Below are 13,640 nucleotides of genomic sequence, written 5' to 3'. Positions count from 1 at the left end.
GACAGGCGCGGCGGGGATGACTGGCAGGATGCGGCGCTTGCCGGAACCTTGCTGGAAATGCTGGCGGCGTCTTTTACGGAAAAAGTGAAGACTATGCCGAAGATGGAGATGGCCGTGCTGCATGCCACGGATGATGTGGTGGTGCCGTTTGCGCATGGGGAGAAGCTGGCACAGGCGATCGGCGCGGATTTGATAAAGCTGGACAAAGGCGGGCATGCGCCGTTTAAGGAGGCATCCGCCGTGGATGCCGTGAAGGGATGGCTGCATGACCACCTATAATCTCGCCAAGATCCGTAAGGATTTCAGCCAGGCTGCGCCCGCTTATGAGAAGGTAGCGGAACTTCAGCGCGCCATTGCCTTGAAGGTGGCGAAGAAGCTGGGGGCGTTGCCGCTGATTGGCAAGCAGGTGGCGGATCTGGGCATCGGTACCGGTTTTGTGCCGCGCCAGTGCAAAAAGAAATTTCAGTGGGTCGGCCTTGATCTGGCGGAGGGAATGCTGCAGACACTCCGGCAGGAAATGCCCAAGCTGCCTTGCGTGCTGGCGGATATGGAGCAGATTCCCTTCGCCGATGCCAGCATGGATGCGATTGTCTCCTCTCTGGCCGTGCAGTGGCTGAACGACCCGCTGGCGACCATGTGCGAGATGCGGCGCATCCTGAAACCGGGCGGGCATATGGTGATGGCGACCTTCGTGCCGCCCACGCTGCATGAGATGGTGGCGAGCTGGAAAGCGGCGCTGCCGAACCTGCCTTCGCCCATCAACCCGCTGATGGACGTGGATGCCTGGCAGAATGCGGCGCGTAATGCGGGGTTCAAGGTGCTGGAAGCGGAACTGGCGACGCATATCGAGCATTATGGGAATTTTGCGGTATTCGCCGAGCATCTCAAAGGGATCGGCGCGGGCGGCAAGCGCAATGACAGCCCGGGGCGCCTGACACCGGGAGACTTTCAGCAGCTGGCGGAAACTTATGAACGGCATTTTGCCGATGCGGAAGGCATTCGCGTGAGTTGGCATTCCTATTATTTGAGCTTATATAGGGAGTGATGCCGGATACGGTATCGTCATTCCAGCGAAAGCTGGAATCCATGTGCCTGCGTAAAGCCGAGCTAGGAAATGATGAGCGGTAAGCTGGATTCCAGCTTTCGCTGGAATGACATTTTAGAGAAAAGAAGAGTGTTGCCATGTTCATCCAGACAGAATCCACCCCCAATCCCAATGCCATTAAGTTCATGCCCGATGTGGTGGTGATGGACAAGGGCACGGCCATGTACAGCAGCGCGGAAGAAGCAAAAGGAAAGTCCCAGCTGGCGGTGGAGTTGCTGGAGATGGATGAGGTGGAGTCCGTTTTCTTCGGGCTGGATTTCATTACCGTGACGAAGAAAGATGCCGCAAGCTGGGACGTGGTGAAGCCGCTGGCGCTGACCATGATGATGGAGCATCTGCTGACCGGGCAGGCGGTTCAAGAGGATGAGGCGCCAAGCATCGACAGTGACGACCCCGTGGTGCAGCAGATTCGGGAGCTGATCGAAACCCGCGTGCGTCCGGCTGTGGCGCAGGATGGCGGGGATATTATCTTTCGCGGCTTTGTGAACGGTGTGGTGCAGCTGACGCTGCGCGGGGCCTGCTCAAGCTGTCCGAGCTCGACCATGACCTTGAAAAACGGCGTCGAAAACATGCTGAAATATTACGTGCCGGAAGTAACGGCCGTGGAAGCTGTCGCCTAGAGCGCGATTGCCGGGGCGTTGACCACCTGTGCCGCCGCCTGGCGTGCCAGATCGGCGATGTTGGTGAAATCCACCGGATGATGATGGCGGTCGGCTTCGGCCTGAAGCGAGGCGGTGAGTTCCGAACCCGCAACCGAAGCGGAGGCTTCCGGTTTGGCGTGCTGGATGAGCTGGGCCTCGGCCAGACGTTTGATGGCGGCGTCTTCCTTGGCGAAGCTGTTCAGTTTATGGGCGATAACATCGGCGCATTGGGCCGGAGACAGGTTTTCCAGGCGGGGCATGGTGAAGCTGTCATTGCCGGTTTTGATGCGTTCTTTGCGCTCGAATTTCTCACGGGTCTCGTTTTCCCGTTCAATGGAGCGGGAAAGTTTTTCTGAAAGATTTTGAAGGAACTGCTGCTGGCTGGCGGGAGTGCTGCCGGGCATGTTGACCTTTTCGGCAAACAGCATGGCGGCGCTGTTGAACAGCTCTTCCATATCCAGCCAGTTGGCCTCGCGCTTGATGCCGCCGAGCACGCCGTTGGCCACCACGTAAATAGCCGTGGAAATGGTGCGGAAAAGCAGGGCAAGCGGATCGCGCATGGCGGTCTGGTAATGCGCCATGTCGTGAAAATACTCGTTGTAGCCGGCCGGGCCGGGCTCGATCTTCATTTTCTTGACTTCTTCAGCGGTCAGATTGCGCGATACGCCGCCATTCTCGCGGTATTGCACCGTGTCGCTTTTGCGGTCGTAGCGCCATTCGGCTTTTTTGCCGTGTTTGTTCCAGCCTTCTTCCGCCAGGGCATGGGGAATGGGCAGTACGGTGCTGCCGTCGGCCAATGCGCCGCCGGTTTTGGAGATGCTGCCGCTGCGGATGGAGGCGCGCTGTTCATCCGTCAGCGGATGCACGCGGCCTTCGGGGCTGACATGGGCATAGCCGTCGCGCAGAATGGTGAGGTGGTCGCGCAGGGCGTTGCCGTCTTTGGCAATGTCCTTCCAGCTGCCGCTGCGCTCCAGCTTGACCGAGCCATCGGCGGCGGTGCTGGCCTTCACCAGGGCATAGGCGGGATTGGAGGCTGCATCGTATTTCTGCTCGGCCTGTTTGCGGAAGCGGCCGGAATTGAAGAGCTGGTAGGCGATGCTGACAAAACCAAGGAAATTGTGGTTTTTGTTGTAAGCAATCGGCTGGTTGGTATCGATTTTGGAGATTTCCCATGTCTTGCTGACGTAATCACGCACGGACTGGGGAAGCAGGCGAGTGATGGGAGAGGCAGCCCTGGCAACGGCTTCCACCGGTTTGCTAAATTTCTCGCCGCCTGCTTCAAGGCCCACGGAGGTGGCAAAGGAGGAGGTGACGATGGTGCCCTGGGCGAATGAAAGCGGGTTGCGGTGTAGGAATGAGGACATCATGAGGCCGAAGCCGCTGAAGCCGTTCAATACATTACCAAGCAGGCCGACACGGTTGCGCACTGTATCAGCACCCTGCTGGATGCGTTCGCCGGCTGAAATACCGCCTTCTTCCATGCTGAGTTCGGTGCGGATACGCTGCAGTTCAGACTGTGCCTTGGTGCCGTGTTTTTCCGGCACAAGCGCGTACATGCCCGTGGCGGCAAGGGCGGAAAAATAGAAGACGCCTTCGCCGCCGCCGGCTTTTTTCAGGGCGTTATGGTCATAAATCGGGTTGGATACGGCGCCGGTCGTATCCCCGCCCAGATAGGCAAGGGCGGCAACCTGATCGGGGTTGCGTTCCACCCCTTCCACGAATTTTTTGACAAAAGGCTTCAGCGGGCCGGCATCGACCTTGAAATCCTTGTTTTTTTGGTAGATGGGCTCAAACGGCGTATTGGTAAGAATGGTCAGCGGGTTGAAGGGCTGGCCGCGTTTTTCATCCTCAAGCGCAGCCATCCGGTCCAGAATGGCGATATTCTCTTCGGAAGCCAGGCCGGCCTGGGCCAGCTCCTCCAGCATGCCGCGAAATTCTTTCGGCGGTTTGCTGAAGCTGATGGAACGATGGTCGCCATCGTTGGTGCGCACCGTGCTGAGCTGCGGTTCAATGCCGTTTTTGCTCAGGATATTCAGCAGTTTGCCGCTGTCTTCCGTGGAAGCGCCACGGCCCAGAACCAAATGGCTCGGAGCATAACTTTTGTTGCCCAGATAAGCGATGCCTTCAACGAGAAATTTGCCGCCCTGCACAGTCATATTCCTGGTGCTATATGTTTCTCAGAGCTCCATAAGACCATATCTCTGTGACGATTTTGTTAAACGTCCATTTTTTTGCACGGCACCCATCCGTATTTTGCATCGCTTTCATTCTTAGGGGGAAACTTAAGGGCTTGCTAACCATGGTTGGTTAAGGTGGCGGTGACTATCAGGGGGTGGCATGCCATCGATTCTACATATTCCAGCCGGGCAGGTGATTTACCGCAAAGGCAGCACGGATTTTCAGGCCTATGTGCTGAAAAAAGGCAAGGTTCTGCTGACATTGGGGGATGACAGCATCCGCCAGGTGAGCCCCATTAATATATTTGGGGAGGCAGGCTGGTTTCAGCAGCCTAAGAATTGCGACGCCACTGCTGTTGAGGATTGCGAGCTCGAGGTGATCGGGCGTGACGAAGTGGAGCTTTTCTTTCAGCAGAACACGCCGGAATGGCAGCTGGCCCTGCATGCGCTGATGCAGCGGATGGTCGGCCAGCCGGAGGCCGCTAAAAAGGCCAGTGAGCATGATGTACATGAAGGCCAGGCGGCGATGACCCAGGTGGGGCAGGCGCTGCAGGGCATTCAGCAGTTGTTGAAGCAGGCCAGCCAGAATGAGGATATTTCGCCGAACGTGGCGCATTTCATGTCCTCCACCTCCATCGGTGAACTGAAACCGGATGAATTGGGGCCGCTGCAGCCTTTTCATGAAGATGACAGTGTTAATGATATTCTGGTGAACGGCACGCACAGCGTATTCGTGGAACGTCACGGCAAGCTTGAGGATACCGGGTTTCGCTTCAACAGCGACGAGGAAGTGCTGGCCATTGCGGACAAGATCGTTTCCAAAATCGGCCGCCGACTGGACCCGCACCGCCCCATGGTGGATGCGCGCCTGATCGACGGGAGCCGGGTTAACGTCATCGCGCCGCCGCTGGCCGTGGACGGGCCGACCATCTCCATCCGTAAATTCTCCCGCCGGGGGATATCGCTGGATAAGATGCAGGAACAGGGGAACGTGTCGGCTCAATTGGCCGAATTCCTGAAGATTGCGGGGCTTTGCCGCATGAATGTGCTGATTTCCGGCGGTACGGGCTCCGGTAAAACCACCTTGCTCAATGCCATCGCCCAGCATATCGACCCGGCTGAACGTATCGTGACGGTGGAGGACGCGGCGGAACTTCAGTTGCGTCAGCCGCATGTGGTGCGTCTGGAAACCAAGCCTTTGAGCACGCGCGGGCGCATTGAGGATGAGGTGAGCATGCGCGATCTGGTGAAGAACGCGCTACGCATGCGACCGGACCGTATCATCGTCGGCGAGGTGAGGGGGGCTGAGGCCTATGACATGATGCAGGCCATGAATACGGGCCATGAAGGCTCCATGAGCACCATCCACGCCAACCACCCGCGGGATGCGTTGAGCCGGCTTGAAAACATGATCACCCTGAACAACCCCAATTTCACGCTGCGCGCCATCCGGGCGCAGATTGCCTCGGCATTGCATCTCATCATCCAGGTGAGCCGCATGCGCGACGGTCACCGCCGCATTATCTACATCACCGAAGTCTGCGGGGTGGAGGGGGACGTCATCACCATGCAGGACCTGTTCACCTTCAACGTCACGGGGGAAACCAAACAGGGAAGGCTGCATGGAGATTTTGTCTGGACGGGCATTATGCCCAAAACACTGAGGAGGATCGCTTACTACGGAATGTATGAGAAACTGGGCAATATCCTGGGTGTCAAATTGCCGAAACTGTAATAGCCTTCGCCCATCATATTTATGGCCTAAGGCTGGCATCCCTACTTTAATGTGCTATAATGGCTACAAAGATAACAAAGAAAGGACATTCCCATGCAAGTTCGCGTTTCCGGTAAGAATATGGATGTCGGCGCTTCCCTTAAAAGCCATGTCGATGCGCGCATCGAGGCGGGGGTTAGCAAATATCTGGATCGGGTGGTGGATGTCGCGGTGGTGTTTCACAAGGAAAACCATCTGGTTGTGACCGATATCACGCTGAACACGGGCACCCATGCGCATATGGTGGTGAAATCCACTGCAGGCCATGACGATGCCTATAAAAGCTTTGATGCCGCGGCCGACCGTATTGAGAAACAGCTGCGCCGCTACAAGCGCCGCCTGAAAGGCCATGACAAGCCCAAGCAGGAAAGCAACAAGATCAAGCTGGCGGAAGTGACCCAGCATGTGTTCTCCGGCCATGAGGAGGAGGCGCATGACGACACGCCGCTGGTGATTGCCGAACTGCCGATGGACCTGCTGCACCTGACGGTGAGCGAGGCCGTGATGAAGCTGGACCTGGAAGACCTGCCGGTGCTGCTGTTCATCAATAACGGCAGCGACAGCCTGAATGCGGTGTATCGCCGCCCGGACGGCAATATTGCCTGGATCGACCCCAGTATGGTGGTAAACAGCATGCGTAAAGCCGGGTAGGTACCAGTAAGCATGGCGCTTTCAAAACTTATTGAGGAAAAATGCATTTATGCCGGTGTGCATGCTGCAAGCGTTAAAAGCTTGCGCAATGCCATCGGCGACGGCATGCATCACCGCCTGGGGTTGGCCAAGCCTGCGGTTGCGCAGATTGTGGCCAACGCGGATGCCTGGAAGGATGCCTATATGCAGGACGGGCTGGCCGTGGTGCCGCTGCCCTGTGAGACGGCAAGCACCAAATTGTTGTTTTTTCTTCTTTCAAAACCGCTGGATATGAAGGCGGGCGATCATATACCCATCGACATGGTCGTGGTTCTTTGTTACCCGGCGCAGGAGGCAGCCACGCGGCTGCAAACCATGGCAACGGTCAGCCGACGCCTGAGAAATCAGGATCTTCGCAAGCAGCTGCGCGGGGTGCAGGATGCATCCGCGGCCTATGTGCTGCTGATGCGCAATGACCAGGATCAAGCCGCTTAAATCATCCCTTCATTCGTTAAAATCGCTTTGCTGCACCGCACATGCTGCGGCGCAGCAAAGCGATTGTATTTACTAAAGAAAAAGTTTTTTGTGTTATTCATAATGAGATAAATCGCGCATAATTAATGGCTTAACCAAATGGGTTGCTTCCGCCAGCGAAAGGGCTAAACACAGGTCACAAAAACGTCACAGATTTGTGGCAAAATAAGGGGGCTCAGGAGGAATTAACGTGGCTTCAAGTTATTATTTTCCGAAAAAATCCCGCCAGGCGGAAACAAAAACCGGCTTTCAGTTCGCTGAGGTCAGCCAGGATTATGATGTAAAAAAGCCCGGCTTCAGGGCAACGCTATATTTTGATCCTTCAGATACGCAGGCCATTGAAAAGGTTCGCGGCCTTGTAACAGCTCATGAAGGGCTGGAAATGATCGCCGATCAGGTGTTTGAGGAAACGGAATTCTCCCTCGACCCCGAAACGGGCAAACGTATTGAGAGCAAAGTTCCCCAGCAGTTGTTCCATCTTAAGGGCAAGGGGTATTTCCACCAGATTTCCGGCCAATTGCAGGGCGATGGCGCCTTGCCGGAGCTGAAAGAGGAAGCCACGCTTGAGCGCGGGCTGCGCGAATTCCGCGATTCCATGGACCCGATGAAGCTTCGCGGCTGGCTGGGGCAGGTATCCCAGGTTCATTCCGTGCTTTCCGGCATGGAGCGCGGCAACCACAATATTCTCAATTCCGCGCTTAACAGCACGGTGTGGAACCTGCCGCTGCTGGCCGTGGGCGGCGCGCGCCGTTTCGACCAGGGCGCGATGAAAAAATTCAAGGAAGACCTGGTTAATTACTACCATCTGGAAGGCCAGACGGCGGATGCGGTGCGCAGCTACGACCGCGAACAGAATGTCGGTGATTTCATCAAGCGCAACTCGCAGGTGATGACCGATATCGGCAAAATGCCGGGAGATATCATGACCATTGCCGCCGGCGCCCAGGAAGTGCGCACGGCCATGAAAGGCCATGAAGAGGGCAAGGGCGCGCATGTGTTCAGCGGCAGCTCTCTGTTCATGAACGGCGTGCTTTCCTTCATGTCCAAGTTTTTTACCACGGTGACCCTGCGTAAGGATGACCGTGAGCGCTATTTTCAGGAAAACAAGGATGTGGCGAACCGTATTCATGAGGATTCGGAACTGCGCGACATCATTGAGCGCCTGAAGGAAAAACAGCAGCCGTGGGAACGCACGAGCGGCCACAAGCCATACGGTATCGCGCTTGAGAATTTCATGGACCGTTTTGGCGTGGGCGAACAATTCAGCCCGCGTACCAATTTTGGCCGCTTTATGTACAAACTGCTGGATCGCTTCGATCTTCGCAACCTGACCGACCTGGTGAAGCATGTGGGCGTGTGGGACGCACTGCGCATCAACGGCCAGGTTATTTCAGGCGCGCTTGATATCGTCTCCAACACCGTGTTCCGCATGTTCGCCTCTTTCTCGACCGAGTTCAAGGATGGGAAAAAGGGCTTTGACTTCAATATGTTCATGTCGAGCGTCTGGATCAATATCAGCCGCGTGCTGCAGATTCAGGCAGACAGTAACGTGACCGATTTCGATATCGACCAGGCAGCCCAGCTCAATGCCCGCATCCTTGTTGGCAAAGGCATTGCCGACGATGAAAAGGCGATTTTCGACACAGCCACCATGCTGCGCGGTTACGTGACCAATTATGAGCACCAGAAGATCTACACGATTGAGAAGCTCTGCGACATTATCCGCGAGGAAGCGCACAAGCTGGTGCCGGATCAACTGCTCACGCAGACGACGCTTGAACATCAGCCGGAGCTTCAGCCCTCCAGAGCATGATTGCCCCCTGATACGCGATAGTCTAAACCTCCATCATGAACGTGATGGAGGTTTTTTTATGTCAGAGCCAGTCGATCCGCGCGCGGTTGCGCAGATATTCACCGAAGCACGCACCCACACCGCCTGGCTGGACAAGGATGTGCCGGATGATCTGCTGCATCACATCTACGACATCATGAAGTTCGGCCCCACCTCGGCCAATTGCTGCCCGTTGCGGATTGTGTTCGTCAAATCGCCCGAAGCCAAGGAAAAGCTCAAACCCTGCCTGGATGGCGGGAATGTGGAAAAAACCATGAAAGCGCCGGTAACGGCAATATTGGCCATGGATATGGAATTTTATGAGAAAATGCCCAAGCTTTTCCCCCATAACCCGGGTGCGAGGGAATGGTTTGCCGGAAAGGACGCCTATATTCAAAGCACGGCGTTCCGTAACAGCAGCCTTCAGGGGGCTTATTTCATGCTGGCGGCAAGGGCGCTGGGGCTGGATTGCGGGCCCATGTCAGGCTTCAAGAATAAAATGGTGGATGAAGTATTTTTTGCCGGTACTAAGAATCAATCAAACTTTTTATGCAATCTTGGATATGGCGATGTAAGCACGCTTCATCCCCGAAGCCCGCGTTTGGATTTCGATGAAGCAGCAACCATTGCATAAGGCGCTGATGTTATGAGACTTAAAGGCAAAATTGCGATTGTTACCGGTTCCACCAGCGGCATTGGCCTGGCCATTGCGGAAGAGCTGGCGCGGGAAGGCGCGCACCTGATGCTGAACGGGTTCGGCACGGCGGAACAGATAGATGCGGCCAAGAAGCGCGTGACGGCGTTTGACGGCAAAGCCGAATATCACGGCGCGGACGTGACCAAATCCGACGAAATTGAGGATATGGTGCAAAAGACCGTTCGCGATCTCGGCGGGCTGGATATTCTGGTCAATAACGCGGGCATTCAGTTTGTGGCGCCGGTGGAGGAATTTCCCGAGGATAAATGGCACGCCATTCTCTCCACCAACCTGAGCGCGGCGTTTTACGGCATTAAATCCGCCCTGCCGCATATGCGCAAGCAGGGGAGCGGGCGTATCATCAACATCGCTTCGGCGCATGGTCTGGTGGCATCGCACGGCAAGGCCGCCTATGTGGCGGCGAAACATGGCCTTGTGGGACTGATGAAGGTTGTGGCGCTTGAGGCGGCCGAAGACGGTATCACCTGCAACGCCATCTGCCCGGGGTGGGTGGATACGCCCCTGGTGCGCAAGCAGATTGAGGACCGGGCCAAGGCCAACGGTACCAGCATTGAACAGGAAACCAAGGCGCTGATCGGCGAAAAACAGCCGAACAAGCGCTTCACAACGCCTGCGGAAATCGGCCGCATGGCGGTCTATCTTGCCAGTGAGGATGGACAACCCATTACCGGCACCACGCTTTCCATCGATGGTGGATGGACGGCCTGGTAGTCATTTCTCCTCAGGGGGGACCGTCAGGAGGGCGGAAATGAAACGGTTTTCGGTAGCGCTTACAGGCGCTTTGTTATGCCTGCTGCTGATGGCGGTGTTTTTCGGCGCCGCGACGGAAGCCTCGCCCGTGGTGCGCAACAAGCTGACCACGGCCTCCCTTTTGCTCGACCGTTCCAGCGTGAAGCCCGGGGAGAAATTCTGGGCCATGATGATGCTGGAGATCAAGCCGGGATGGCATACTTACTGGCAAAACCCCGGCGATTCCGGCATGGCCACGCACATGAACTGGAAGCTGCCTGAGAACTGGCAGGCCAGCAGCATTTACTGGCCGACGCCGAAAAGGATTTATACCGGCACGCTTGCCAGTTATGCCTATCAGGATATTGCCTTTCATCCCGTGAGCATCACGGTGCCGCAAACGGCCGCCAACGGCAAATATACGCTGAAGCTGGATGGCGAATGGCTGGTATGCCATGAGATATGCATTCCAGAGTTCGGCAGCTTTACCGCCGATATCACCGTGGGAAACAGCAACCGGCGCACCGATAATGCCGAATTGATCGACAGTGTTCTGGACGATCTGCCGAAAGGCCTGGCTTCCAAGGGCAGCTACACCGTTCATACGGGGCTAATGCGCATTAAGCTGCCTCAGGAAATCGCCAACCCGACCGGGGGCATTCTTATGCCACTGGACGGGATTATTCTGGACCATGCGGCCATGCAGAAATGGCAGGATGGTGTGATTGAGGTGAAAACCCCGCTGACCGCGGCCACCAAAAACTGGCGGGCGCTGTGGGTGGATGAGGCGGCCAAGCAGGCGGTTCAGTTTGAGGTTACACCCTCCACGACCCTGGCTTTGCCCGAGCATCCCGGGTTATGGCGGGCTCTTTTCTTCGCATTGCTGGGCGGGTTGATTCTCAATGCCATGCCGTGCGTGTTTCCGGTTCTGTCGCTCAAGGCGCTGGCGCTGGCTAAAAAGGCGCATCTGCAGCGACGCGAAGCCTTGATGCTGGCCGGGGCCTACAGCTTTGGCGTGATTCTCAGCTTCCTGGCCATGGCCGGGGTTCTGGTGGCGCTTCGCCATGCGGGTGAGCAGATCGGCTGGGGCTATCACATGCAGTCTCCGGTATTTGTGCTGTCGCTGGCGCTGCTGTTATTCGTGGTGGGGCTTTCTCTTTCGGGATTGGTGCATATTTCCTCCCGCTTTTCGGGCTTTGGCGGCCGGCTGACATCGGGGCAGGGATTGCGCGCCAGCTTTTTCACCGGTGTTCTGGCCACCCTGGTGGCCACGCCTTGCACCGCGCCTTTCATGGCGCCCGCCATCGGTTATGCGCTGCTGCAATCCACCCCGGTGGTGCTGCTTATCTTCGGTGTGCTTGGGCTGGGGCTGGCATTGCCCTATCTGCTGATCGGGCTGTTTCCGGCCATGCTGCATGTGCTGCCGAAGCCCGGCGCGTGGATGGATCGTTTCAAGCAGTTCCTGGCATTTCCCATGTATGCATCGAGCCTGTGGCTGCTGTGGGTGCTGGCCCAGCAGGCGGGCCCGGCGGCGCTTGGCATGGGGATGCTTTCCATGTTGACGCTGGTGTTTCTATGCTGGTGCTGGCCGCTGACGGCTGCATGGCACAAGGCGCTGCGTATCGGCCTGCTTCTGCTTGGCCTGTGCCCGTTGGCGGCATCGCTGGTGCTGGCGAATGGCGCGGAGGTGCAGCGGCAGAACACGCAGGCAATGGACAGTGTACCTTACAGCGAGGAAACGCTGCGCTCCCTGCGCACGCAGGAAAAACCCGTGCTGCTCGACGCCACAGCCGCCTGGTGCATCACCTGCAAGGTGAATGAGCGCGTGGCGATCAAAACACCCGCAGTACAGGCGCTGTTGAAGGAAAAGCATATTACCTTCATGGTGGCGGACTGGACGAACCAGGACCCCGCCATCACACGGCTGTTGCAGGAATTCGGGCGGAGTGGTGTGCCGATGGTGGTGTTTTATCCGCCGAAAGGCGACCCGAAACTATTGCCGGAAATCCTGACCGAGTCTATAGTGCTTGGCGAATTGGATTCATTCTAAGCTGTCTTGTCCCCGGGCGAATCCAGCCGTTCAATCGATTATTCCATGGAGAAGGTGCATGCGCGCGTTACTGGCGGTTTTGTTCTCAACATTTGTGATGCTGGCGGGCGCGGCCCATGCCGATGTCAAAATCGGCGATAAGCCGGATTTCAGCGGTAAGGACGCATTGAGCGGCAAGGAATTTCATCTGAAAGACCAGGCCGGCAAGATCGTGGTGCTGGAATGGACCAACCCGGAATGCCCTTTTGTCAAAAAACATTACGGCAGCGACAATATGCAGGCGCTGCAGAAAGAGCTGACCGGCAAAGGCGTGGTATGGGTTTCCATCAACTCCTCCGCCAAAGGCAAAGAGGGCTATGAAACCGACGCGGAAGCCAAGAAAAGCGTTGAAGCCGCAAAGGCATCGCCAAGTTTCAAGCTGCTGGACCCGAGTGGCGCCATCGGCAAGCAATTCGGCGCAAAAACCACGCCGCATATGTTTGTGATCGGCAAGGATGGTTCGGTAGCCTATATGGGCGCGATTGACGATGACAGCTCCGCCAACCCGGCCAATGTAGCCAAGGCTAAAAACTATGTGCGCACGGCTGTTAACGAGCTGCTGGAAGGCAAGCCGGTGAGCGAGACGACGACCCAGTCCTATGGCTGTTCGGTAAAATATTGATGGGGGTTTCAGGCCTCGCCTGATTTAGCGGCGAGTTTGACTTTTCCTTAGTTTTCATAAGTAAGAACGCGGTGGAATAATTCTGCCGCGTTCTTTTTTATTTTTTCATGCGGATGCGCTTGCAATTTGCATCAAAGCGCGTTACTTAGCGGCCCTCTTGAATGCATGTGCGGGTGTAGCTCAGTTGGTTAGAGCGCAGGCCTGTCACGCCTGAGGTCGCGGGTTCGAGCCCCGTCACTCGCGCCATTGTCCGGCGCCTTCTTCGCACATGCTGATTCGCTTCGCTCCAATATCTTGTGGTTCTAACGGATGTTTCATTACCAGCAATGGTATTGAGAATGTTTTGCAATGCAGAAAGAGGCTTTTCATCGGTGATGCTTTGCACTATACCGAAACACGGAGTTTTTGAGCATCCGGGGTTCCATGCAACAGGTAGTCGCCTCCTATTTCCCTATCCTTGTGTTTCTGGCCATTGCCATTGGCCTTTCGCTTGTGATGGTGGTGCTGCCCTTCATTGTGGCATCCCGCAAGCCGGACAATGAAAAGCTTTCCGCCTATGAATGCGGGTTCGATCCGTTCGGCGATGCGCGCATGGTGTTCGATGTGCGGTTTTATCTGGTGGCGATTCTGTTCATCATTTTCGATCTGGAAATTGCGTTTCTCTTTCCATGGGCGGTCACGCTCGGCAAAATCGGCCTGTACGGCTTCTGGTCGATGATGGTGTTCCTGACGGTGCTGACGGTCGGGTTTGCCTATGAATGGAAAAAAGGCGCGCTGGAGTGGGAATAGG

12 protein-coding genes and 1 tRNA gene are annotated in these 13,640 nt (G+C 56.4%); 12 read left to right on the top strand and 1 reads right to left on the bottom strand.

Translation table 11 applies throughout. The features are described from left to right. Positions 1-265 precede the first annotated feature (265 nt). Both GC177_09180 and GC177_09175 read left to right on the top strand, forming a co-directional pair. Positions 266-1,045, top strand: a complete 780-nt coding sequence (locus GC177_09180) for a methyltransferase domain-containing protein (protein ID MBI1276128.1) — start codon at positions 266-268, stop codon at positions 1,043-1,045. A gap of 137 nt (positions 1,046-1,182) precedes the next feature. Next, positions 1,183-1,725 (top strand): NifU family protein, encoded by a 543-nt coding sequence (locus GC177_09175; GenBank protein ID MBI1276127.1) that lies wholly within the window; start codon positions 1,183-1,185, stop codon positions 1,723-1,725. Here GC177_09175 and GC177_09170 read toward each other — a convergent pair. Further along, positions 1,722-3,902, bottom strand: coding sequence for a hypothetical protein (locus GC177_09170; protein MBI1276126.1), 2,181 nt, complete (start codon positions 3,900-3,902; stop codon positions 1,722-1,724). The two genes, GC177_09175 and GC177_09170, sit on opposite strands and share 4 nt — an antisense overlap. Positions 3,903-4,083: 181 nt before the next feature. Here GC177_09170 and GC177_09165 point away from each other — a divergent pair, with 181 nt between their 5' ends. From GC177_09165 to GC177_09120, 10 genes are all read left to right on the top strand, one after another. Next, positions 4,084-5,658 carry a cyclic nucleotide-binding domain-containing protein gene (locus GC177_09165; GenBank protein MBI1276125.1) on the top strand — a complete coding sequence of 525 codons (1,575 nt, stop codon included), beginning with the start codon at positions 4,084-4,086 and terminating at the stop codon, positions 5,656-5,658. 93 nt (positions 5,659-5,751) lie between these two features. Beyond that, positions 5,752-6,348, top strand: a complete 597-nt coding sequence (raiA, locus tag GC177_09160; GenBank protein ID MBI1276124.1) for a ribosome-associated translation inhibitor RaiA — start codon at positions 5,752-5,754, stop codon at positions 6,346-6,348. A 12-nt stretch (positions 6,349-6,360) separates the two neighbouring features. Further along, positions 6,361-6,822: a hypothetical protein gene (locus GC177_09155; GenBank protein MBI1276123.1), complete on the top strand. Its 462-nt coding sequence runs from the start codon at positions 6,361-6,363 to the stop codon at positions 6,820-6,822. 229 nt (positions 6,823-7,051) lie between these two features. After that, the gene (locus tag GC177_09150) at positions 7,052-8,674 is read left to right on the top strand and encodes a hypothetical protein (protein MBI1276122.1); all 1,623 of its coding nucleotides are present in this window, start codon (positions 7,052-7,054) and stop codon (positions 8,672-8,674) included. A gap of 58 nt (positions 8,675-8,732) precedes the next feature. Continuing rightward, the gene (locus GC177_09145) at positions 8,733-9,326 is read left to right on the top strand and encodes a malonic semialdehyde reductase (protein ID MBI1276121.1); all 594 of its coding nucleotides are present in this window, start codon (positions 8,733-8,735) and stop codon (positions 9,324-9,326) included. Between the two features lie 12 nt (positions 9,327-9,338). After that, a complete protein-coding gene (locus tag GC177_09140) occupies positions 9,339-10,121 on the top strand; it encodes a 3-hydroxybutyrate dehydrogenase (protein ID MBI1276120.1) in 783 nt (260 codons plus the stop codon). Next, positions 10,063-12,189, top strand: coding sequence for a DUF255 domain-containing protein (locus GC177_09135; GenBank protein MBI1276119.1), 2,127 nt, complete (start codon positions 10,063-10,065; stop codon positions 12,187-12,189). Before GC177_09140 ends, GC177_09135 begins: the two co-directional genes overlap by 59 nt. Positions 12,190-12,247: 58 nt before the next feature. Beyond that, positions 12,248-12,850 (top strand): redoxin domain-containing protein, encoded by a 603-nt coding sequence (locus GC177_09130; protein ID MBI1276118.1) that lies wholly within the window; start codon positions 12,248-12,250, stop codon positions 12,848-12,850. A 169-nt stretch (positions 12,851-13,019) separates the two neighbouring features. After that, positions 13,020-13,096: transfer RNA gene (locus GC177_09125), tRNA-Asp, on the top strand. A gap of 177 nt (positions 13,097-13,273) precedes the next feature. Beyond that, positions 13,274-13,639, top strand: a complete 366-nt coding sequence (locus GC177_09120) for an NADH-quinone oxidoreductase subunit A (GenBank protein ID MBI1276117.1) — start codon at positions 13,274-13,276, stop codon at positions 13,637-13,639. The last annotated feature ends 1 nt before the right edge of the window (position 13,640 follow it).

It is taken from the genome of bacterium (assembly GCA_016124905.1).
GTDB lineage: Bacteria > Pseudomonadota > Alphaproteobacteria > Rickettsiales > RI-342 > RI-342.
Note: the sequence above shows the minus strand (reverse complement) of the source record. Positions and strands in the feature narration are given on the sequence as shown.